Raw genomic sequence first — 22,567 nt, 5'->3', positions numbered from 1 at the left:
TAACATAAACAGGAATTGATGTCCAGTAAGAAAGGGGATTTACCATGATACAGGAAGAAATCCAGAATTGGATCTACGAAATAAAGGAGGTGGATGCGCTCAGTGCAAAGGCACTTCTGCGTGTTTACGAGCAGCTTGGCTTAAGTGCAGCTGCAGATCGGCTTGGTGCAATAAGCAGCGAGCAGACAAATGTAGAATATGCCAGTGTTTGGTTGTGGGCTGTTGAGCGAAATCCGGAAAGACGCGAATCATTAAATAAAATTCGCGAAGAGCTGACTGCGAAATATTGTAGCGAAAATAGTAAAGATGTTCACTTGACAGGTCAGCAGGTGTTCTACGAACTTAGTTTCTTTACAGAGTATGAGACTAAATATGGTACACTCCAGTATTACGAGAATATTTATCGCCAACTGTGTCAGGTAGAGAAAACGCAGCGTGATGGCTGGTATCTGTATGGTTTGACACAGATTAAAAAGGCAATGAAAGAGGGTGTTTTTGAGTATCAGGCTCAGATCACCGATCTTTTCAAAGAGACATTTTCTGTGCTTAGAGAAAATTTTGCCACACTTGATGCACTGCAGAGAATTTTGATTGTGGCAGCCGCTTATGAGGCATGCAGTCAGAAAATTTTACTTCCTTATAAATATCAGGGGTTACTTTTAGAATGGTATCGTGTGATTTGCCGTCATGAGCGCAATAATGATCAGCTTGAGGCTGCAATGGTGCTGATGGAGATGGCAAAGCAGAAATTAGAGGCATAACGAAACTGTAATTACATTTAAAGGAGTATATCATGAATTTTCATATATTATTTTGCTCATCCCGACATGTGACAATTGAGTTAGATGAGGATGCAATTTACGAAACTGCGAGCTACGAAATTTGGGTAAATGGTCGCTTAAAGGGTGTTTTCCACAGAATGATTCAGACAATCGATGGGCTGCTTCCAGATACTGATTATGAGATTATGCTGGTGCGTGCAAATGAAGCCTCTGAAACAGTTACATTTCATACCGAGCCGGAACCAATCACATTAAACGTCAGAGATTTTGGCGCATTTGGTGATGGTGCTCATGACGACACAAGCGCAATTCAGGCAGCTATTCTTTGTTGCCCTAAGAATGCAAGAGTTTTGATTTCAAAGGGCACTTATCTTGTAACAGCGCTGTTTTTAAAGAGTGATATGATTCTGGAGCTGCAGGAAAATGCAGTGTTAGCAGGTATTTATGACCGTGCGCGTACACCGATTCTTCCAGGACAGATTGAGTATGACAACGAGGATGGATACTATAATCTTGGAAGCTGGGAGGGAAATCCTATTGACAGCTTTGCATCAATGATTACAGGAATCCATGTAAAAAATGTTACTATCTGCGGTAAGGGTGTTCTTGATGGCCGCGCTGATTTTGAGAATTGGTGGAGCCGTCCAAAGGACAAGATTCGTGCCTGGAGACCAAGAATGATTTTTCTAAATCATTGTGAAAATATTACTGTTGTAGGTGTTACAGTACAAAATTCACCGGCATGGAATCTGCATCCATATTTTTCAAATCAGATTCGCTTCTTAGATATGGAAGTAAAGGGACCGGCAAATTCTCATAATACAGATGGCTGTGATCCAGAGTCCTGTACAAATGTTGAGATTGCAGGCGTTCATTTCTCTGTAGGTGATGATTGTATTGCAATTAAATCAGGAAAGATTTATATGGGCAAGAAATTTAAGGTTCCGTCAAAGCATATCCATATTCGTCAGTCCTGGATGCAGGATGGTCATGGCGCAGTCACGGTAGGAAGTGAGATTGCGGCAGGTGTTGATGATATTCATATTTCAAAGTGTCGTTTCTCAAACACAGACAGAGGTCTTCGTGTAAAAACAAGACGCGGACGCGGAAAAGATTCTGTATTAAAAGGCATTGTATTTGAAGATCTTGAGTTAGAAGGTGTAAAGGCACCATTTGTAGTAAACAGCTTTTATTTCTGCGACCCAGATGGCCGTACAGAGTATGTTGGAACAAAAGAGGCGCTTCCAGTTGATGAACGCACACCAAAGATTGAATCTATTGAGTTTCGCAATATTGTATGCCACAATGCACATTATTGTGGTGCGTACATCTATGGTCTTCCAGAGCAGAAGATAGAGCGTCTTGCATTTGATAATGTTTCTATCACATATGCAAAAGAGGCACAGACAGGCGTTGCAGCCATGATGATGGGATGCGAGCCGGCAAGCAGACTTGGACTTGTGATTGGAAATGTTAAAAATCTGATACTTCATAATGTTTCAATAGACGGTCAGGATGGAGAGAGACTTTGCCTTAGCGGTGTTGAAAATGTAGAAGAAGAGCAGGATTAATTCTGACAAAGATGTTTTTACGTGCCCCTGGTGCTGCAAGCACCGGGGGTATTTTTATATTCATCTAAATCTGTGTCATGTCGTGTCATATTTCGTGTCATATAGATGACTAAAATGAAAAAATAGAATATAATAAAAAAGCTCAAGAACCGTTATATTAAGCGGATTCTTGAACTTCTCGAACATTCCAGTAATTATGCGGATATTAACAAAAAGCGGAGCGAGTGGGATTTGAACCCACGTGCCCGGAAACGGACAACCGCATTTCGAGTGCGGCTCGTTATGACCACTTCGATATCGCTCCAACTAGCAGATTAGCGTCTGCACTATTTGTTAGTTTACAATAAAAAAGGGTTGTTTGTCAAGCAGATTTTTACGGCTTGAATGTGTATAAGTTACAGTTCACGCGTCATGCTAGATCTGGACAAATTTCATGCTTGCATAGAAATTTGACAGATCAGCAGGACGAAGTGGACGCCCGTTCATGAACAAAACAAAGTTGCGCGCAAACTTGTTTGCGGTTAGCAACGACGCACGGAACGTGCGGTTTTGCGAATGGGTGTCCAGTGAACTGTAACTTGTATAAATTCGTCTTTTTGTAAGATACTTTCTATATCAAAGCAGGAGGTGAAAGCATGCAGGATAAACTGACAAAGCAGCAGGAGCAAATTCGTGAGAGTGGAGAATTGATACTAGATGAAAATAAAGAGAAACATAAAATTTTTCTGCTAAATATTATCGGAGAAATTGAAGGTCATGAATGTCTGGCATCAAACTTAAAAACGACAAAGTATGAGCATGTGCTGCCGCAGCTTGCTCAGATTGAGGATAGCTGTGAGGTGGATGGACTTTTGATTTTAATTCATACAGTAGGCGGTGATGTGGAGGCAGGTCTGGCAATAGCAGAGATGATTGCAGGTATGTCAATTCCAAGTGTAACACTTGTGCTTGGTGGAAGTCATTCAATCGGTGTGCCGTTAGCAGTATCGTCTGATTATTCATTTATTGTGCCGACAGCCACGATGATGATTCATCCTGTTAGATTAAATGGAATGATTATCGGTGTGCGTCAGAGCTATGATTACTTTAAGCGCATACAGGATAGGATTACTGGATTTGTGACGAGTCATTGTAAAATTTCAGAAAAGAGGCTTTTGGAACTTATGATGGATACAAAAACATTGACAAGAGATGTGGGCTCAATTCTTGTGGGAGAGGAAGCTGTAAAGGAAGGTTTGATTCATGAAGTTGGTACAATAAAAGAAGCGATTGCAAAACTTCATGAACTGATTGAAAAAAACAAACATGTGTGTTATACTAAAACGGTTATAGAAAAATGAAAGGAAGGGGAATCATGGCTGCAGCACAAAAAAAGCCGGCAGGCACAGCGAAAACGACAGCTCCAAGAACCAGCACAGCGGCAAAGAAAACACAGTCAGCCGCGGCAGGTAGGGCATCGAATACAAAAAAAGCATCGTCATCAAAGCCAGCCGCAGCAAGGTCATCGCGAACAACGACGGCAGTAAAGACAAATAAAAAAACTACAGCGGCAAAGGGATATTCATCTTCCGCGAAGCGAAAAAAGAACCATTCAAAGAATCAGGTTCAGGTAGATTACACGATTTTAAAAGATATTGCAGTTATTGCAGTATTTGTGTTTTGTGTAATTTTGCAGTTGAGCTGTTTTTTTACAGGCGGAGGTCTGATGCAGCTTCTGCATACATATAATTTTAGATGGTTTGGCGTAATGGCTTATTGTATGCCGCTTATTTTATTTCTTTTGCCATGTTTTATAATAAGTAACTGGCATAACAGCGGATTGATTCAGAAGGTGACAGCGAGTATCTTGCTGTTTTTGTCAATTGAAACAATTTTATCAATTGTCTATGAAACATCAAACATCTTTACAGTAGGAGGAGGTCTTGTTGGCCACACTTTGTTTGGCGTTTTATATAGTGCATTTGGAATCATTGGCTCATTTGTCATTATGATTGCATGCCTTTTTATCAGTGTAGTATTGTTTTTCGGCCATTCTGTAGTTACACAGCTGCAGCAAAACTCGAAAAATGCTTATCGTGCAGTTTCTTCCCATCATAAGCTTCAGCAGGGAAGACGTAAAATTCGTGCACAGGAAAAGCGTCTGCACAGAGAGCAGGAAGAAAATGAGCAGCTCAAGATGCAGCGGATGCGTCTGGAAAATTTACAAAAGCAAAGACAGGAAATTCTCGAAAAGAAAAATATCAATCGTGAATTTGTAAATATTCAGCTGGAAGAAAGTAAAAGGCAGGAAGCATTGAATCGTGAGCTGTTAAAGGAACAAGGATCACAGGGAAAGCGCGAACTGCGTACAAATACAGAGCTTGAAGAAGAAGACCGCAGCATGAAAGAGGTTGTTCTTGGAAAGGAAGAGCAAAAGTCAGCAGAAGATACAAATAAGGTCACACAGCCAAGCATGTTTATTGAAGGTGAGGAAATTACGACACCGCTTCGCCTTGATACAAGCAATATTTTAGAAGAAGAGCCGCAAAAACATGATGATGGCTGGGTGCTTGAGACTGATGATGAAGTAAAAGAAGAAGATGATCTGGAGTTTGACGATATTTCAGAAAATATTATAAATAAGGCAATGGAATCATCTTCAGATACTGAGTCATCTGAAAATGTCTCATCCGAAAATGTCTCATCCGATACTGTCTTGACAGATGCTGCAGATGAAACAGAAGAAGATATTTCAGGGGCATCGGCAGCAGGAGATGAGTCGGTGGACTATCGAATGCTTATGCGTGATACAAAAAATACAGGGAAGCATGATGAGGATGAGTCTGTATATACAAAAACAGTTCGTACTGCAACTGGAAAGGTGATCACAGTCGAGCTTGATGGTCTTCCAGGAGAAAATAAGCGTCCGAAGGATTCGGTGAAAATTAAGGAAAGACTAGATCAGTACGATGAAAAGGTTGTTCCGATCGCATATGAGGAGCCAAAAGAATATATCTTTCCGTCAACAGATCTTCTTACACCGGGAACTGCATCAGGCAAGGGGCGCGAAGAGCTTGCTAGAAGTATGCAGGAGACGGCAGATAAGCTAAAGCGTACACTGCAGGATTTTGGTGTAGGTGTTACGATTACAAATATTAGTAGAGGACCGAGTGTTACACGCTATGAGTTACAGCCAGAGCAGGGCGTAAAGGTCAGCAAGATTGTTAATCTGGCTGATGATATTAAGCTTAATCTTGCCGCAGAAGATATTCGTATTGAGGCACCAATTCCAGGAAAGGCAGCGATTGGTATTGAAGTGCCAAACAAGGAAAAACAGATGGTTGCATTTCGTGATCTTCTGGAAAGTGATGAATTTACAAAAGCAAAGTCGAAGACTATTTTTGCCGCAGGAAAGGATATTGCGGGAAAAACTGTCGTTGCCGATATCGAAAAGATGCCGCATCTTCTGATTGCCGGTCAGACCGGTTCAGGAAAATCAGTCTGCATCAATACAATTATTATGAGTATCCTTTACAAAGCAAGACCTTCTGAGGTAAAATTAATTATGATTGATCCGAAGGTGGTTGAGCTTAGTGTTTATAATGGTATTCCACATCTTCTTATTCCGGTTGTAACAGACCCGAAGAAGGCTGCTGCTGCATTAAATTGGGCAGTAAATGAGATGGAGGAGCGATATAAAAAGTTCGCTGAGCATAAAGCAAGGAATATCATTGGATATAATGCACAGATTGATCAGATCGAGGATGTTCCAGGCAAGGATCGCCCGGAAAAAATCCCACAGATCATTGTAATTGTTGATGAGTTGGCAGATCTGATGATGACAGCAGGAACAGATGTAGAGGATGCAATTCAGAAGCTAGCACAGAAAGCCAGAGCAGCTGGTATTCATCTGATTATTGCGACACAGCGACCATCAGTAAATGTCATTACTGGTGTGATCAAGGCAAATATTCCATCAAGAATTGCCTTTAGTGTTGCCAGCGGAATCGATTCCAGAACTATTCTGGATGAGACAGGAGCAGAAAAGCTCCTTGGAAAGGGCGATATGCTGTTTCATCCGTATTATATCAGCAAGCCAGTTCGTGTTCAGGGCGCATTTGTGTCCGATGATGAGGTAACAGAGGTTGTAAACTTCTTAACTCAGCAGAAAAATGTAAGAGGCGGAGAGATCAACACAAATATTGATCTTCAGGCAAATATGCCGGGAAGTAGCCTGCCAGGCGGTGATCAGGATGAGCTGTTTGAGACAGCAGGAAGATTTATCATTGAGCAGGAAAAGGCTTCTATTGGTAATCTGCAGCGCCATCTTAGAATCGGATTCAATCGTGCAGCACGCATCATGGACCAGCTCTATGCAGCGGGAGTGGTCAGCAAGGATGAGGGAACAAAACCGCGCAAGGTCTTAATGAAGGCCGAAGAGTTTGAAGAGTACCTGCAGAGCAGGTAACTATAGGACAAGGGAGGATACGTTTATGAAGACAGACATCCAAATCGCACAGGAGGCACAGATGATGCCGATCCGCGAGGTGACAGCAGGTTTTGGTATTACAGAGGATGACATGGAATTATATGGAAAGTATAAGGCAAAGCTTTCCGATGAGCTATGGAACCGCATCAAGGACAGACCAGATGGAAAGCTGGTTTTGGTAACTGCAATTAACCCAACTCCGGCAGGAGAGGGAAAGACAACTATCAGCATTGGACTTACACAGGCATTAAACAAGATTGGCAAGAAGGCAATTGTTGCACTGCGTGAGCCTTCTCTTGGACCGTGCTTTGGTGTAAAGGGTGGTGCTGCAGGAGGCGGCTATTCTCAGGTAGTTCCGATGGAGGATATGAACCTTCATTTCACAGGTGATTTCCATGCAATCACATCTGCAAATAATTTGCTGGCAGCGATGCTTGACAATCATATTCAGCAGGGAAATGAACTTCGTATTGACACAAGAAATATTGTGTGGAAGCGTTGTATTGATATGAACGACCGTGTTCTTAGAAATGTGGTTGTTGGATTGGGTGCAAAGGCAGACGGAGTTGTTCGCGAAGATCATTTTGTTATTACTGTTGCATCTGAGATTATGGCAATTCTTTGTCTGTGCAGTAACATCCGTGATTTAAAAGAAAGACTGGGAAAGATTATTGTTGCATATAATATGGACGGAGAGCCAGTTACAGCAGCAGACTTAAAGGCAGTTGGTGCAATGGCAGCATTGTTAAAGGATGCCATCAAGCCAAATGTAATCCAGACACTTGAGCATACACCAGCACTTGTACATGGCGGACCGTTTGCCAATATTGCACATGGCTGCAATAGTGTAAAGGCAACTAAGATGGCACTGAAATTATCTGATATTGCTGTTACAGAGGCAGGCTTTGGTGCAGATCTTGGTGCAGAGAAATTTATGGACATCAAATGCCGTGCAGCAGGTCTAAAGCCGGATGCTGTAGTTATCGTAGCAACTGTAAAGGCATTAAAATACAATGGCGGCGTAAAGAAGGATGAGCTGGCAGCACCGAACCTTGAGGCAGTAAAGAAGGGTATTGTAAACTTAGAGAAGCATATTGAGAATATCCAGAAGTTTGGTGTTCCGATTGTTGTTACCTTAAATTCCTTCTTAACAGATACCGAGGAAGAATATGAATATATTCGCAGTTTCTGTGAGGAGAGAGGATGCGAGTTTGCACTGTCAAAGGTATGGGCAGACGGCGGTGACGGCGGTGTTGAATTAGCAAATAAGGTTGTTAAGACACTTGAGACAAAGAAGTCTGAATATCATCCGCTGTATCCGCTTGAGATGGCGTTAAAAGATAAGATTACTACAATCGCAAAAGAAATTTATGGAGCAGACGGTGTTGTATTCCAGCCGGCAGCTAATCGTGCATTAAAGAAGCTGACAGAGCTCGGTTTTGGTGAGCTTCCGGTATGTATGGCAAAGAATCAGTATTCTTTGTCTGATGATGCAAAGAAATTAGGCAGACCTGAAAACTTCAAGATTACTGTGCGCGATGTATATGTAAGTGCAGGTGCAGGCTTTGTCGTTGTACTGACAGGTGATGTTATGACAATGCCAGGACTGCCGAAGGCACCAGCTGCATTTAACATTGATGTGGACGATGACGGCCATATCACAGGATTGTTCTAAATATCATTATGAATCAGGAGGCTGAATGAAACTAGATATACTTTTAAAAGGAATCGAGTATCATTTACAGCAGGGAAGCCCAGAAAATTGTGAGATTACAGGGCTTTGTGAAGATTCAAGAAAGATAAAATGCGGAAATTTATTTTTTTGCCGCACTGGAACACATACAAGTGGAAAACAATATCTGCGGCAGGCACTATCTTTAGGTGCGGCCGCAGTTATCTGTGAGAAATATGATGAAGATAGCAGGCGTATTTTATCTTCTCAAAAGGATATTTGCGTTATAGAAACAGATGTGTCAGCGCAGACACAAGCGCGTCTGGCATCGAATTTTTATGATTTTTCTAAGGAAAAGCTTCTGTTGATCGGCGTGACTGGTACCAAGGGAAAAACAACGGTCTGCGCGATGCTTCAGAAGCTTTTTTTGAATAATCATATGTTATGTGCCACTGTTGGAACAAATGGCTTCTTTTTAAAGGATCGCGTGACAAAAAGCAGTCATACGACACCAGAGCTGTTTGAATTATATGGCTTTATTGCAGAGGCAGTTAAGGCCGGATGCACACATTTTATTGCAGAGGTGTCTTCTCTTGCAGTTAAGCAGGGACGAATAGCAGGTCTTACATTTGATTTGGGAATCTTTACAAATATTTATCCAGATCATATTGGGGGAAATGAACATGCCTCTTTTTTAGAGTATGCCTACTGGAAAAAAAGATTTTTTAAAAATTGCAAAAAAGTACTCTTAAACAGAGATGATCCATTTTCATTTGAGATTGCAGCAGATAAGAATGGTATTTGCAGCTGGTATTCAGCGAGTGTCTGTGCAGATGGCTATGCATCTGAAATTGAAAAAGATGTCGAGATAGACGGATTATACCAGCATTTTTTATGGCATTGGCAAAAAATGCCTGCAAGAAGTATAAGCTTAAAGCTTCCGGGACTTTGCAATGTCAGCAATGCAGCAGCAGCGCTTTCTGCTTTTTGCCTGTTAACATCAGATGAGCAATATGATTCATACCAGTTGGATTTTAGTACATTTTCCGTTCGGGGGCGCTTTGAAATGGTGGGCCATTTTCAAGGCGGGACGATTATGATTGACTATGCACATAATGAAGCCAGCCTGAAAAATCTGCTGGAATCACTTCGGGCATATCATCCAAACAGAATTTTGTGTATGTTTGGATGTGGAGGAAACAGAAGTGCCGTGCGACGGAGTGCGATGGGGCGCGTCAGCAGTGAATTAGCCGATTTGACAATTATTACGCAGGATAATTCCAGAGACGAACCATTTGAGCAAATTTTAGCTGATATACTTTTGGGTGTGACAGGCGACTATGTGGTAATACGGGATCGTAAAGAGGCTATAGGCTACTGCATGAGCCAGATGAGGCCGGGCGATCTTCTTGTACTTGTTGGGAAGGGACACGAAGATACACAGGAAATCGCTGGAAAGGTGGAGGCATTTTCTGAAAGAGATATTGTGGAATCTATCGAAAAGACAAAGAAAGGCAAGGTCAGCAAGTGATTAATATTTGTATAAAAGATATTGTAGAAGCAACAAAGGGAAAATTGCTGTGTGGAGATGAAAAGCAGCAGATCGATCATCTTTCCATTGATTCAAGAAGCAGCCAGGGAAATGACTTGTTTATCCCGATCATTGGAGCAAAAGTAGACGCCCATCGTTTTATTGACGGTGCATTTTCAGTTGGTTGTGTGGCAACTCTGACAAGCGAGCATGACAGCATGGATGATCCTAATCACGCATGGATTCGCGTGGAAGATACTGTACTGGCTCTTCATGAGATTGGAAAGCTCTGCCGCAACCGTGTTACTGTGCCTGCCATTGGCGTGACAGGAAGCGTTGGAAAGACAACGACAAGAGAGATGATTGCTTATGCGCTTTCAGCAGAAAAGAAGGTATATAAGACACAGAAAAATTATAACAGCTCTGTCGGTCTTCCAATCACCATGTCTTTGATGAGCAACGACTATGATATTGCAGTTTTAGAGCTAGGAATGAATGTTCCTGGAGAGCTTGGCACTATAAGTGAAATTGCGCAGCTTAAGATGGCAGTTCTTACAAATGTAGGAGTTGCTCATATTGAGTTTTATGGCTCACAGGAAGCAATCTGCCATGAAAAGTATACGATTTCAAAGGGCTTTGGAAAAGAGGGTCTTTTGATTGTAAATGGAGACGACGAATTGCTGTATAAGTTTAGAGAGTCTACAGGTTATCCTTATGTTTTGTACGGAACAAAAGAGTATTGTGATTATAGAGCAGAGGATATTCATATGGAAAATGGCCACTATGCATTTACGTTTGTACATAACGAAATGCGTGTGCCAGTTGTATTGTCTGTTTTGGGACAGCACAATGTTTTAAATGCGACAGCAGCACTTGCGGCAGCACATTTAAATGGTGTAGATGTGACATTGGCAGCTAAATCTCTTTATACATTTACAGGTTTTCAGAATCGTTTGCAAATCATGGATGTAAAAGATTATAAAGTTATTGATGATACATATAATGCAAGCCCGGCATCTATGGTGGCAGGAGTAAATGTATTAGGCGGCTTTGAAACGTCTGGCAGAAGGATTGCAGTTCTTAGTGAAATGCGTGAGCTTGGCGAAAATACTCTAAAGTATCATCGAGAGGTTGGCGAAAAGATAGCATCAGAGCCTATAAATGAGCTTATCGTAATCGGAGATACAGCAAAAGCAATTGCAGATGGTGCAAGGCAAAAGAAATGCAGCTATTTAGTGCATGAATTTGATGACAAGATGCAGGCTGCAGAATATTTAAATCAGAATTTAAAAGCAGGCGATGTTGTTTATTTAAAGGCGTCTAACGCAATCGGATTAAAGGAAATTACAAAATATCTGATGGAGCAGTAAGGAGGCTTTGGTGTACGCAGACATAGTAATTGATATTTCACACGAGTCGCTTGACAGGCCGTTTCAGTACCGCATTCCAGAAAGTCTTGTGGGGCAGGTTCAGCCTGGAATGTGGGTACTTGTCCCATTTGGACGAAGGAATACGCAAAAAAAAGGCTTTGTTTTAAAATTAGGTACGAAAGCTAATATTGATCCTGATAGGATTAAGGAACTTACAGAAATTATTTCAGATGATAATTCATCAGATAAGACAAGAATTGCACTTGCCGTTTGGATGTATCGGGAGTATGGCGGAAATTTGATTCAGTCACTTCGCGTTGTTATGCCTGCCAGAAAAAATGTACGTCCGAAGCAGGTAAGCTTTCTTGTGCGCACATCAGACGAAAAACGTTTTCTTAGCTATCTTGATCTTGCAAGGAAAAAGAACTGGAAGGGACGCGTGCGTCTGATGGAGGCTCTTCTTTGCAGAGACTATATTTCATCTGCTTTTGCCAGACAGCAGCTAAAAATTGCATCAGATGCAATTAAAGCTCTTGAAGAAGAAAAACTGATTCAGATTGAGACAAAGCGTTTTTACCGAAGCGTGCTGCCAAAAGAATCTGCCAGCTTAGAAAAAAAACAGTTAAATGAAGAACAGCAAGCTATAGTAGATAAGCTGATTTCTTCCTATCAGGCCGGAGTGCGCACACCGGCCTTACTTTATGGCATAACGGGAAGCGGAAAAACAGAAGTGTATATGCATCTGATTGAGTGGATGATTCATCAGAATAAGCAGGTAATTGTTCTGATTCCAGAGATTTCGCTGACATATCAGGTGATTTTAAATTTCTATAGCCGTTTTGGTGAACAGGTTTCTATGATCAACTCAAGACTTTCAGACGGAGAGCGAAGTGATCAGTTAGAGAGGGCAAGAAATGGAGAAATTTCAATTATGGTTGGACCGCGATCAGCGTTGTTCACACCATTTTCAAATCTGGGTCTTATTATTGTAGATGAAGAACAGGAAGGTGCTTATAACAGTGAGCAGATTCCTCGCTATCACACAAGAGAGACAGCAGACAAGTTGGCACAGCTAACAAATTCTCTTCTTCTTCTTGGGTCAGCGACGCCTTCAATTGAATCATTTTCAAGAGCTGAATCAGGTGAGTATCGCAAGTTTTGTCTGACAAAACGTGCTGTATTAGGAAGCTGCCTGCCAAATGTGCAGGTTGTGGACATGCGAAAAGAGCTTGCGTCAGGAAACCGTTCTGTTTTTTCAAGAGAGCTTCGTGAAAAAATGGAGGAATGCCTGGCAAAGAAACAGCAGATGATGCTGTTTATAAATCGCAGAGGTTTTTCTCGTGTAGTCAGCTGTCGTTCATGCGGAAAACCAATTGAATGTCCGCATTGTGATGTTGCATTAACAGAGCATCTAGGAGATAAGCTTGTTTGCCATTATTGTGGTTATACAAAAGCGATGCCGCGTAGCTGTCCTTTGTGTGGTTCACCATATCTGGCAGGCTTTGGTCTTGGTACACAGAAGGCAGAGATGATGATTAAGGCTCAATTTCCATCTGCACGAGTGCTTCGTATGGATATGGATACGACTTCTAAGAAGGATGGTCATGAGCAGATTCTTGATTCATTTAGAAGAAGAGAGGCTGATATTTTAGTCGGCACACAGATGATTGTCAAAGGCCATGATTTTCCAGGTGTTACGTTGGTTGGGATTTTGGCAGCTGATATGTCACTATATAATTGTGATTTTCGAAGCAGCGAGCGTACATTCCAGCTTTTAACGCAGGCAGCGGGACGTGCAGGGCGTGGAATGGAGCCTGGAAATGTAATAATTCAGACATATGATCCAGAAAATTATAGCATTCAGACAGCAGCTAATCAGGATTATGAATCATTTTATCATCAGGAAATTCGTTTTAGAAGGCGGATGCAGTATCCGCCAATCGGCTTGATGTGCGAGGTAATGGCTGTTTCTGCAGATGAGAAACTGGCCAATCAGTGGATTTGGCAGGTACAGTTGTTGATAAATAAAAGATTTTGTGATATAATTAAAATAATTGGGCCTTCAGATGCACCAATTGCAAGGCTCAAGGATATGTGGAGAAAGCATCTTTATATAAGAAGTAACGATCATAAAGCGTATTTAGAGGCTATGGAGCTTATTCAAGAGATAACAGAACAGGCAGCTGTACAAAAAGTATCTATTTTTGTAACTGTCTGCTGATACGTTTTATTGTGATATGAGAGAGGAGTACAATATGGGAATCAGAACAGTTAGAACAGAGGGCGATGAGTGTCTTCGCAAGGTGTGCAAGCCAGTAAAGTCTGTAAGTTTAAGAACAAGAATTTTAATCGAGGATATGTTTGATACAATGTATGAGAGCGGCGGTGTAGGCTTGGCAGCTCCGCAGATCGGTGTATTAAAGCGCATTGTTGTTATGGATACCGATGACAATCAGCATGTATTGATCAATCCACAAATTTTAGAGGTTAGCGGTGAGCAGACAGGCTATGAGGGATGTCTTAGCATTCCGGGAAAGAGCGGTATTGTAACAAGACCTGATTATGTAAAGGTAAAGGCATTAAATGAGCGCGGAGAGGAATACGTCTTAGAGGGCGAAGGTCTTCTGGCAAGATGCATTTGTCATGAGTGCGATCATCTTGATGGTATTTTGTACAGTGATAAGGCAGAGGGCGGTCTGATCAATAATGAAGATTTGCCGGAGGATGAGGAAGAAGAACTGTACGAGGATGCTTATGAGGAATTTACTGAAGAAGAAATTCACAAATAAGAAAATCAAGACAAAGGAGTGGTTGGTTTGAGAATTATTTTTATGGGAACACCAGATTTTGCAGTTCCGGTATTACAAAGTCTTATTAATAGCAGACATGAGGTTGTTGCGGTTGTCACACAGCCAGACAGACCAAAGGGCAGAGGAAAAAATATGCAGTTTTCACCGGTAAAGGAGTGTGCACTTGCACATAATATTCCTGTGATGCAGCCAGTAAATGTGAGTGTGCCAGAAGTTATAGATGAGCTTCGTGCCTATGAGCCAGAGTTAATTGTAGTTGTCGCATTTGGCCAGTTTGTTACAAAGAAGATTCGTGAAATGCCAAAGTATGGCTGTATCAATGTGCATGCATCTCTGCTTCCAAAGTATCGCGGTGCAGGTCCGATTCAGTGGGCTGTTATAAATGGCGAAAAGGAAAGCGGTGTTACGACAATGTATATGTGTCGTGAGATCGATAAGGGTGATATGCTGCTTAAGGACACAGTCACACTTGATCCTAAGGAGACAGGAGACAGCCTGCACGATAAGCTTAGCATGATGGGCGGTCCGCTTCTTTTGAAGACAATTGATCAGTTAGAGGATGGAAGTGCAGTTCGTATTCCGCAGTGCGAGGAAGAAAGCACATATGCACCTAAGCTTGAAAAAACAATGGGAAATATTGACTGGACAATGGATGCTGATCGTATTGAGCGATTAGTTCGAGGCTTAAATTCATGGCCAGGTACCTTTACAAAGATACATGGAAAAACAGTTAAGATTTGGGATTGTGATGTAGTTTGTCAGGAAACGCTTACAGAAAGTCAGGCGGCAGCTACGCCAGGAACTGTTATTGTCAGTGAAAAAGATCAGCTGATTGTTAAGGCTGGTAATGGTGCATTGTCACTTCGTATGCTTCAGCCGGAGGGAAAAAAGAACATGACAGTTGATGCTTACCTGAGAGGTTATCCAATTGCACAGGGAGAGTTATTTACACAGGTGTGAAAGGCATAAAAATATAACATCACGGAGGTGAAGTGTATGCCATATTATTACTGGGATCCTACTTATATACTTGTTTTAATTGGTGCACTGCTTTCAGTAGGTGCATCAGCATTAGTAAACAGAACATTTAATCGTTATTCATCTGTCTATGCAAGAAGTGGTCTGACAGGTGCGCAGGCTGCACAAAAGCTTTTACACTCACAGGGCATTTATGATGTGCAGATTCAGCACATATCAGGCAGTTTGACAGATCATTATGATCCGCGAAACAAAACGCTTAGTCTTTCAGATGCAGTATACAATGCAACAACTGTAGCTGCTATTGGTGTTGCAGCTCATGAGTGTGGTCATGCAATGCAGCATGCGAAAGGCTATGTGCCGCTTTCTATTCGAAGCGCACTCGTTCCAGTTGTAAATTTTGGTTCTTATTTGTCATGGCCGTTAATTGTAATTGGTCTTTTTATTAACAGTTCCACAGGCAGTCTATTTTTAAATGCCGGACTGTTGTTATTTAGTTTAGTTGTATTGTTTCAGCTTGTAACGCTTCCTGTAGAAATCAATGCCTCCAGACGTGCAGTGCGCTTACTTGATCAAGAGCATATACTGATTGGTGACGAAGTTGGACAGACGGCACGTGTGTTAAAAGCAGCAGCATTGACGTATGTAGCTAGTGCAGCAGCATCTATTTTACAGCTGCTTCGTCTTTTGATTTTAACAGGAGGAAGACGCAGAGATGACTGAGACAAAAAAAGAAAATGAGAGAGAGATTGTGCTGGCAATTTTAATTGAGGTGTTAGAAAAGAATCAATTCTCTCATATCGTGATTCGCCAGGCACTTGATAAATATAGTTATCTGCCTCAAAAGGATCGTTCTTTTATCGCGCGTCTTTCACGAGGCTGTGTAGAGCGAAAAATTGAGCTAGATGCAATAATTGACAAGGCAGCATCCGTAAAGGCTTCTAAGCAAAAGCCAGTTGTTCGAAACATTTTAAGAATGGCTGCTTATCAGCTGAAATATATGGATGTTCCGGAGCATGCAGTTTGCAGTGAGGCTGTCAAGCTTGCAGCAAAGAAAGGTTTTTGGTCATTAAAAGGATTTGTCAATGCTGTTACGCGAAAGATGGCAGTACTCATTCCAACACTTGGCTGGAGCGATCAGCCATCTGTCTATTATTCTGTTCCGCAGTGGCTTTATGATAAGCTGCTTAGCTGGTATCCAAAAGAGAAGGTAGTAGCATATCTTGAAGCTGCTGTTTCTCAGAGCGGCCATCCAATGTATGTGCATTGTCATACAGGAAGATACAGCATAGAAGAAATAGTTTCGTCTTTAGAGAAAGAAGGCATTTCTGTAAAGAAAGCACCTTATGCAGACGATTGTCTTGAACTAATAGACGCAGGTGATATTCGCCGTACAAATGTATTTCAGGATGGTCTTATTCAGATTCAGGATATAAGCTCAGCACTGGCAGCTCAATGTGTCGCACCACAAGAAAATAGTTTTTGTATTGATATGTGCGCAGCACCGGGAGGAAAAAGCATTCATCTTGCAAAGGCGAAAGGCGGCACGACGAAGGTGTTAAGCCGTGATATTTCATGGGAAAAATTGGAACTGATTGAAGAAAACAGAGTGCGCTGTCATGCCGATAATATGCAGATTGAGCAGTGGGATGCATGTGTGCCTGATGAGGAAAGAAAAGATACAGCAGATTATGTACTGGCTGATGTGCCATGCTCTGGTCTTGGTATTTTATCAAGAAAACCGGACATTAAGTATCAGCTGACACAAGAACGTCTGACTGAGCTTGTAAGCTTACAGCGAGAGATTCTTGTTAATGCAGCTAAGCTTGTAAAGCCGGGTGGTGTTTTAGTTTACAGCACATGCACAATAAATCCAGAAGAAAATGAGGAAAATGTTCGTTATCTTTTAACACAGATGCCATTTGAACTTGAAAGTCTGGCTCCTTTTATTAAGGAAGAAATCGAGGGCAATGATCCATCAAGCGGCATGCTTAAGCTGCTTCCAGGACAAAATCAGTGTGATGGCTTCTTTGTTGCACGGCTTCGCAGAAAATAATATTCAGGAGAACGAAATGAAAGAAGATATTAAATCTATGACATTGCCGGAACTGACAACATGGATGAGTGCTCTGGGAGAGAAGGGGTTTCGGGCAAAACAGCTTTATAACTGGATGCATAAGAATCTTGTTTCTTCCTTTGATGAGATGACCAACCTTTCCGGCGCATTGAAAAGCAAATTGAAGGAGCAGGCTGATTTTGTTGTATTAACGCCTGTTGATGTGCGGATCTCCTCAATAGACGGAACAAGAAAATATCTGTTTCGTCTCCAAGATGGAAATGTGATAGAAAGCGTTTTGATGCGCTATCGTTTTGGAAATTCCGTCTGCATTTCCACACAAGTCGGCTGCCGTATGGGCTGTCGTTTTTGTGCTTCTACACTTGATGGATTGGTCAGAAGCCTTCGTCCAAGTGAGATGCTAGAGCAGATCTACAGGATTCAAAAGGATATTGGAGAGCGTATTTCTAATGTTGTTTTGATGGGATCTGGAGAACCATTTGATAATACAGAGAATGTATTTCGCTTTCTAGATTTGATCTCATGCGAGGAAGGATTAAATATTAGTCAGCGAAATTTAACTATTTCGACTTGTGGTTTAATTCCTGGAATTGAGCAGCTTACAGCGCGGCACAGTCAGGTGACATTAGCACTTTCGCTTCATGCACCAAATGATACGGTGCGAAAGGAATTGATGCCGATTGCAAACAAGTATCATATTCAAGATGTGCTGGCAGCCTGCAAAAAGTATTTTGAGGTTACAGGACGTCGCGTTACGTTTGAATACAGCCTGGTAGCTGGTGTCAATGACAATGAAGATGAGGCAAGACAGCTTGCAGCACTTTTGAACGGCTTTCCTTGTCATGTCAATCTGATTCCGGTGAATCCGATTAAAGAAAGAAATTATGTTCAGTCTGGACAGGTTCAGATAGAGAAATTTAAAAAATTGCTTGAAAAAAGTGCAATACATGTTACTATTAGAAGAGAAATGGGCCGTGACATTGACGGCGCATGCGGACAACTCCGAAAAAGCTATCTTGAACAACATACATAAAAGGAGTTTTTGGAATGCAGATTAGTTGTAAAAGTGATATAGGAAGGATGCGTTCCCAGAATCAGGATTCTGTTTTTGCATCCGATAAACCGGTGGGGAAGCTACCAAATCTTCTGATTGTGGCCGACGGTATGGGCGGTCATAAAGCAGGAGATTTTGCGTCCCGCTATGCAGTAGAGAAATTGGTGGAATGCATCAGCGAATCCGTTTATGAGAATCCGCTTCTTATTGTGAGCGATGCGATTCGCGTGGTGAACCGCAGAATCTATGAAAAGTCACAGGATTATGAAGAATACAGAGGAATGGGAACGACGCTGACGCTTGCATTTGTGGATGAGGCAAGTAAGCTTCATGTTTTTCAGGTAGGCGACAGCAGATTGTATCTGATTTCGGATACAATCCGCCAGATCACAAAAGATCATTCTTATGTGGAGGAAATGTACCGCAAAGGTTTGATTACAAGAGATTCGGAGGAGTACCAGAGCAAGAAAAATATAATTACGAGAGCACTCGGTTCTCATGATTATACCGCAGCAGATATTTTTGAGGAACCTGTTGTACCGGGAGATCTACTTTTGCTGTGCTCGGATGGCTTGACCAACATGGTCGGCGATGATGCAATTTTTGAGATTGCAAAGGGCGCAGCCTCACTGGAAGAAAAGACAAATGTTCTGATTGAACAGGCCAATGAAAACGGAGGTCAGGATAATATCTCTGTTATTTTGGCATCAGTGGAGTAATATCCAAAGGGTTATGGAGGATAAGATGATACGAACAGGAACAATTCTGAGCAGCAGATATGAAATCCTTGAGCAAATTGGTTCCGGCGGCATGGCATATGTATATAAGGCAAGAGACAGAAAGCTAAGCCGTCTGGTAGCAATTAAGATATTAAAAGAAGAGTTCTGTAAGGATAAGAGCTTTGTAGCAAAGTTTCGGATGGAGGCACAGGCAGCAGCCGGCCTTTCACATAACAATGTGGTTGGAGTTTATGATGTCGGTGAAGAAGACAATGTTCACTACATTGTAATGGAACTTATTGATGGTATTACGCTTAAGGAATATATTACACGAAAGAGAAAATTAGGAACAAAAGAGTCTATCGGAATTGCCATTCAGGTAGCTCAGGGTCTTGAGGCTGCACATAAACGTCATATTGTGCACCGTGATATCAAGCCACAGAATATTATTATATCAAAGGATGGCCGTATTAAGGTTGCTGATTTTGGAATTGCAAGAGCGATCACAGATGAGACAACAAACCTTTACGGTGCAGCAGGCTCTGTGCATTATATTTCACCGGAGCAGGCAAGAGGCGGCTACTGTGATGAGAGAAGTGATATTTATTCACTTGGAATTACGATATATGAGATGGTGACTGGCCGTGTCCCGTTTGACGGTGATACGACAGTAGCAGTAGCAATAGCGCATATCAATGAGGCAATGGTGCCGCCAAGCAACATTGAGCCAAGTGTTCCTGTTGCCCTTGAACAGATTATTTTCAAGTGTACACAAAAGCGTCCTAACCAGCGTTATTCAAGCTGCGCAGATCTCATAAAGGATCTTCGCCACGCACTTGTTGCACCAAATGAGCGTTTTGTTCATTTTGTTCAGCTTGAGGAGACTGCAAATGGAGAGACTACTGTTATGAGCGATGAACAGATGCGTGATATACGCAATCGTTCAGACCGCGGTCAGCATGAGAATACAGCATATCAGGAAAGAAGCTTAAAGAGTCAGCAAATTAAGCGCTCACCTGCCAGAGAGAGTGCAGCAGCTCAGCAGCGCCGTCACGAGCAGATTGATTTTGAGACATATGGTCCGGGAAATCAGGACGACAATTTTTCAAGTGAAGCTTATAAAAGAGAAAAGCATTCTCGTGCTAAAAAAGTAAAGAGAGATCCAGATGAGGCAACAGCATTTGATAAGATACTGGCAGCAATTGGCTCTGTGCTTGGTGTTGCCATGCTTGCTATGCTTGTGTATATTGTAGGTTCTCTTTCCGGTGCCTTTCAGCGTACACCAACGAGTATATCATCAAACAAAAAAACGACAGCTGCAGCTAATGATCCAATCATCTCAACATATGAGGATGAATCGGGACAGAATGCAGATGGTAGAACAAAGGTGCCAGAGCTTCTTGGTATGAGTATTACAGAAGCAACAAAGGCATTAAAGGAAGCTGGTCTTAAGATTGTTTTGGCAAGAACGTATGAGTATTCTGACGAGTATGCGACTGGTCTTGTGTGCCGTCAGCAGTATGACAAGGGTACAGTTGTTGATAAGGGAAGTACCATAAAGGTGTATTTGAGCCTTGGAAGTGATAAGTTTGAGATTAACGGTAAACTGTATGTCAATGGAAATGTTAGTATTCTAAAGTATTATTTGAGGAGCTTTAAGGATATTGATGTAGAGTATGTTGGCGAATACAGTGAGGAATATGCAAAAGATATGGTGCTTCGCATGGAGCCAGATAAAGGATATCTTCAGGCGGGAGATTCTTTAAAGGTTTACATTAGTTTAGGACCTGAATATATTGATGTTCCGAATCTTTATGGTATGACAAAACAGCAGGCAATCGCCAAAATTGAGCAGGCGGGCTTTAGTGTAGGAACGATTAGTGAAGTTAACAGTGACAATACCGAGGCAGGTCAGGTATGCGGTCAGAGTCTTGATCCAGGTACCAGTCAAAAGAGTGGAACTGAGATTGCATTTTCTATAAGTCTTGGACCGAAGATGGCAGTTGTGCCAGGTGTTGTCGGTAATTCAGCAGAAGGATACGCATATTCTGCAATAGGTTCTGCAAATCTTTATTATTCAATTGAATACGCAGAAAGCACATCTGTTCCAGCAGGTACTGTAATTAGTCAGGTACCAGAGGGCGGAACTTCTGTACCAGAGTATTCAACTGTAAAGCTTGTAGTTAGTGTTGGACCGCCGACAGTAGGCTTAGGAGCTAATGATTTGACAAATATGACGCAGGAGCAGGCAACATCTACACTTGCAGGTATGTCACTTGGTGCACAGATTCAGTACGAGTCAAGTGATTATGTGGCAGTTGGAAGCGTAACAAGATGGGCTGCGACTAGTGCAGATGGATCCTTACATGCAGGAGATACTGTAATTGTCTTTATCAGTACAGGTCCGGCAGCAACAGCGCCAAGTACAGATCCGGCGCCGGCACCAAGTACAGATCCAGCACCAGCACCAAGTACAGATCCAGCACCAGCACCAAGTACAGATCCAGCACCAGCACCAAGTACAGATCCGGCGCCGGCACCAAGCCCAGATCCGGCACCGAGTACTGATGCAGCAGCGCCTCAGGCAGACACAGCAGGCGCTGTAAGCTGAAATAATTGTAAAGGAATTACAGGATGCAGGGAAAAATCATCAAAGGAATTGCCGGATTTTACTATGTACAGGCAGAGAATGAATTGCAGTACGAGTGCAAGGCGAAAGGAATTTTCAGAAAAGACCATAAAAAACCTCTGGTGGGTGATGAAGTGACAATTGAGGTGCTTGATGAGGAAGAAAAGAAAGGCTCCATTACAGAGCTTCTTCCTCGAAGAAGCGAGTTGTTTCGTCCAGCGGTAGCAAATATAGATCAGGCAGTGATCGTATTTGCATGCCGTGAGCCAGAACCAAATTTTAATTTGCTGGATCGTTTTCTTGTTTTAATGGAAAAGCGAAATGTACCGGTTATTCTTTGTTTTACAAAGGCTGATTTGGCGACAGAAGAATTTAAAAAAGAGGTTCAAATGATATATGAGCCGGCTGGTTATCCTGTTTGCTTTACTGACTATCATGATTTTGAAGGAGAAGGACATAAAAAACTGTTTCATCTTCTTTCAGGGAAGGTGACAGCCTTTGCAGGCCCTAGTGGTGTTGGAAAATCAACGCTGGTAAATCATTTTTGTCCGGAAGCAGGGATGGATACTGGCGAAGTCAGTGAGAAAATAAAAAGAGGAAAGCATACGACAAGGCATTCAGAGATTTTTTATCTGGGTCATCAGACATTTTTATTTGATACACCTGGATTTAGCTCATTAGATGTGCTCTCTCTTGAAAAGGAAGAACTCGAGCTGCTTTTTCCAGAGTTTTCACCTTATCTTGGTAAATGCCGCTTTACAGGATGTTCTCATATTTCAGAGCCGTCGTGCGGCATAAAGGAAGCAGTCCAAAATGGAAAAATCAGTCAAAATCGTTATGAAAGCTATACAGCTTTTTATAAAGAATTAAATGCAGTAAGACGATATAAATAAAGGAAAGGAAAGT

At 41.9% G+C, this 22,567-nt stretch carries 16 protein-coding genes and 1 tRNA gene; 16 read left to right on the top strand and 1 reads right to left on the bottom strand.

The annotated features are described in order from the left end of the window. The first annotated feature begins 44 nt into the window (after window positions 1–44). Window positions 45–761 carry a hypothetical protein gene (locus LKD48_RS09240; protein WP_118613048.1) on the top strand — a complete coding sequence of 239 codons (717 nt, stop codon included), beginning with the start codon at window positions 45–47 and terminating at the stop codon, window positions 759–761. 32 nt (window positions 762–793) lie between these two features. Next, window positions 794–2,353: a glycoside hydrolase family 28 protein gene (locus tag LKD48_RS09235; RefSeq protein WP_308731854.1), complete on the top strand. Its 1,560-nt coding sequence runs from the start codon at window positions 794–796 to the stop codon at window positions 2,351–2,353. Between the two features lie 216 nt (window positions 2,354–2,569). On the opposite strand, the gene LKD48_RS09230 is transcribed toward LKD48_RS09235, so the two are convergent. Then, window positions 2,570–2,657, bottom strand: a tRNA-Ser gene (locus LKD48_RS09230). Between the two features lie 331 nt (window positions 2,658–2,988). Here LKD48_RS09230 and LKD48_RS09225 point away from each other — a divergent pair. The 14 genes from LKD48_RS09225 to rsgA are packed head-to-tail and all read left to right on the top strand — an operon-like array spanning window position 2,989 to window position 22,554. After that, window positions 2,989–3,693 (top strand): ClpP family protease, encoded by a 705-nt coding sequence (locus LKD48_RS09225; RefSeq protein ID WP_118613050.1) that lies wholly within the window; start codon window positions 2,989–2,991, stop codon window positions 3,691–3,693. 14 nt (window positions 3,694–3,707) lie between these two features. Beyond that, a complete protein-coding gene (locus LKD48_RS09220) occupies window positions 3,708–6,800 on the top strand; it encodes a DNA translocase FtsK 4TM domain-containing protein (RefSeq protein ID WP_308731853.1) in 3,093 nt (1,030 codons plus the stop codon). 25 nt (window positions 6,801–6,825) lie between these two features. Further along, window positions 6,826–8,496: a formate--tetrahydrofolate ligase gene (locus LKD48_RS09215; RefSeq protein ID WP_227099952.1), complete on the top strand. Its 1,671-nt coding sequence runs from the start codon at window positions 6,826–6,828 to the stop codon at window positions 8,494–8,496. Window positions 8,497–8,521: 25 nt separating this feature from the next. Continuing rightward, window positions 8,522–10,024, top strand: a complete 1,503-nt coding sequence (locus LKD48_RS09210) for a UDP-N-acetylmuramoyl-L-alanyl-D-glutamate--2,6-diaminopimelate ligase (RefSeq protein ID WP_308731852.1) — start codon at window positions 8,522–8,524, stop codon at window positions 10,022–10,024. Then, the gene (locus LKD48_RS09205; RefSeq protein WP_308731851.1) at window positions 10,021–11,394 is read left to right on the top strand and encodes a UDP-N-acetylmuramoyl-tripeptide--D-alanyl-D-alanine ligase; all 1,374 of its coding nucleotides are present in this window, start codon (window positions 10,021–10,023) and stop codon (window positions 11,392–11,394) included. Before LKD48_RS09210 ends, LKD48_RS09205 begins: the two co-directional genes overlap by 4 nt. 10 nt (window positions 11,395–11,404) lie before the next feature. Further along, window positions 11,405–13,615 carry a replication restart helicase PriA gene (priA, locus tag LKD48_RS09200; RefSeq protein ID WP_308731850.1) on the top strand — a complete coding sequence of 737 codons (2,211 nt, stop codon included), beginning with the start codon at window positions 11,405–11,407 and terminating at the stop codon, window positions 13,613–13,615. A gap of 34 nt (window positions 13,616–13,649) precedes the next feature. Further along, a complete protein-coding gene (gene def, locus LKD48_RS09195) occupies window positions 13,650–14,183 on the top strand; it encodes a peptide deformylase (RefSeq protein ID WP_066562252.1) in 534 nt (177 codons plus the stop codon). Window positions 14,184–14,210: 27 nt separating this feature from the next. After that, window positions 14,211–15,164, top strand: coding sequence for a methionyl-tRNA formyltransferase (fmt, locus tag LKD48_RS09190; RefSeq protein ID WP_227099949.1), 954 nt, complete (start codon window positions 14,211–14,213; stop codon window positions 15,162–15,164). Between the two features lie 36 nt (window positions 15,165–15,200). Then, window positions 15,201–15,905 carry a zinc metallopeptidase gene (locus tag LKD48_RS09185; RefSeq protein WP_066562248.1) on the top strand — a complete coding sequence of 235 codons (705 nt, stop codon included), beginning with the start codon at window positions 15,201–15,203 and terminating at the stop codon, window positions 15,903–15,905. Then, window positions 15,898–17,238 carry a 16S rRNA (cytosine(967)-C(5))-methyltransferase RsmB gene (gene rsmB, locus LKD48_RS09180; RefSeq protein WP_308731849.1) on the top strand — a complete coding sequence of 447 codons (1,341 nt, stop codon included), beginning with the start codon at window positions 15,898–15,900 and terminating at the stop codon, window positions 17,236–17,238. The genes LKD48_RS09185 and rsmB overlap by 8 nt, the downstream gene beginning before the upstream one ends. Window positions 17,239–17,254: 16 nt before the next feature. Beyond that, on the top strand, window positions 17,255–18,292 hold the full coding sequence (gene rlmN / locus LKD48_RS09175; protein ID WP_227099947.1) for a dual-specificity RNA methyltransferase RlmN: 1,038 nt from the start codon (window positions 17,255–17,257) through the stop codon (window positions 18,290–18,292). Between the two features lie 14 nt (window positions 18,293–18,306). After that, window positions 18,307–19,032, top strand: a complete 726-nt coding sequence (locus tag LKD48_RS09170) for a Stp1/IreP family PP2C-type Ser/Thr phosphatase (RefSeq protein WP_066562244.1) — start codon at window positions 18,307–18,309, stop codon at window positions 19,030–19,032. A gap of 25 nt (window positions 19,033–19,057) precedes the next feature. Then, complete coding sequence (gene pknB, locus LKD48_RS09165) at window positions 19,058–21,643, top strand: Stk1 family PASTA domain-containing Ser/Thr kinase (protein WP_308731848.1); 2,586 nt, start codon at window positions 19,058–19,060, stop codon at window positions 21,641–21,643. A gap of 23 nt (window positions 21,644–21,666) precedes the next feature. Further along, on the top strand, window positions 21,667–22,554 hold the full coding sequence (gene rsgA, locus LKD48_RS09160; RefSeq protein ID WP_308731847.1) for a ribosome small subunit-dependent GTPase A: 888 nt from the start codon (window positions 21,667–21,669) through the stop codon (window positions 22,552–22,554). Window positions 22,555–22,567: the final 13 nt, after the last annotated feature.

Source organism: Anthropogastromicrobium aceti, assembly GCF_020687335.1.
Classification (GTDB): domain Bacteria; phylum Bacillota; class Clostridia; order Lachnospirales; family Lachnospiraceae; genus Anthropogastromicrobium; species Anthropogastromicrobium aceti.
Note: the sequence above shows the minus strand (reverse complement) of the source record. Positions and strands in the feature narration are given on the sequence as shown.

Coding starts and splice junctions, on each gene's coding strand:
- def (WP_066562252.1), top strand. CDS start 13,650: ATGGGAATCAGAACAGTTAGAACAGAGGGCGATGAGTGTCTTCGCAAG.
- LKD48_RS09235 (WP_308731854.1), top strand. CDS start 794: ATGAATTTTCATATATTATTTTGCTCATCCCGACATGTGACAATTGAG.
- LKD48_RS09225 (WP_118613050.1), top strand. CDS start 2,989: ATGCAGGATAAACTGACAAAGCAGCAGGAGCAAATTCGTGAGAGTGGA.
- LKD48_RS09185 (WP_066562248.1), top strand. CDS start 15,201: ATGCCATATTATTACTGGGATCCTACTTATATACTTGTTTTAATTGGT.
- rlmN (WP_227099947.1), top strand. CDS start 17,255: ATGAAAGAAGATATTAAATCTATGACATTGCCGGAACTGACAACATGG.
- LKD48_RS09170 (WP_066562244.1), top strand. CDS start 18,307: ATGCAGATTAGTTGTAAAAGTGATATAGGAAGGATGCGTTCCCAGAAT.
- LKD48_RS09220 (WP_308731853.1), top strand. CDS start 3,708: ATGGCTGCAGCACAAAAAAAGCCGGCAGGCACAGCGAAAACGACAGCT.
- LKD48_RS09240 (WP_118613048.1), top strand. CDS start 45: ATGATACAGGAAGAAATCCAGAATTGGATCTACGAAATAAAGGAGGTG.
- rsgA (WP_308731847.1), top strand. CDS start 21,667: ATGCAGGGAAAAATCATCAAAGGAATTGCCGGATTTTACTATGTACAG.
- LKD48_RS09215 (WP_227099952.1), top strand. CDS start 6,826: ATGAAGACAGACATCCAAATCGCACAGGAGGCACAGATGATGCCGATC.
- LKD48_RS09210 (WP_308731852.1), top strand. CDS start 8,522: ATGAAACTAGATATACTTTTAAAAGGAATCGAGTATCATTTACAGCAG.
- rsmB (WP_308731849.1), top strand. CDS start 15,898: ATGACTGAGACAAAAAAAGAAAATGAGAGAGAGATTGTGCTGGCAATT.
- pknB (WP_308731848.1), top strand. CDS start 19,058: ATGATACGAACAGGAACAATTCTGAGCAGCAGATATGAAATCCTTGAG.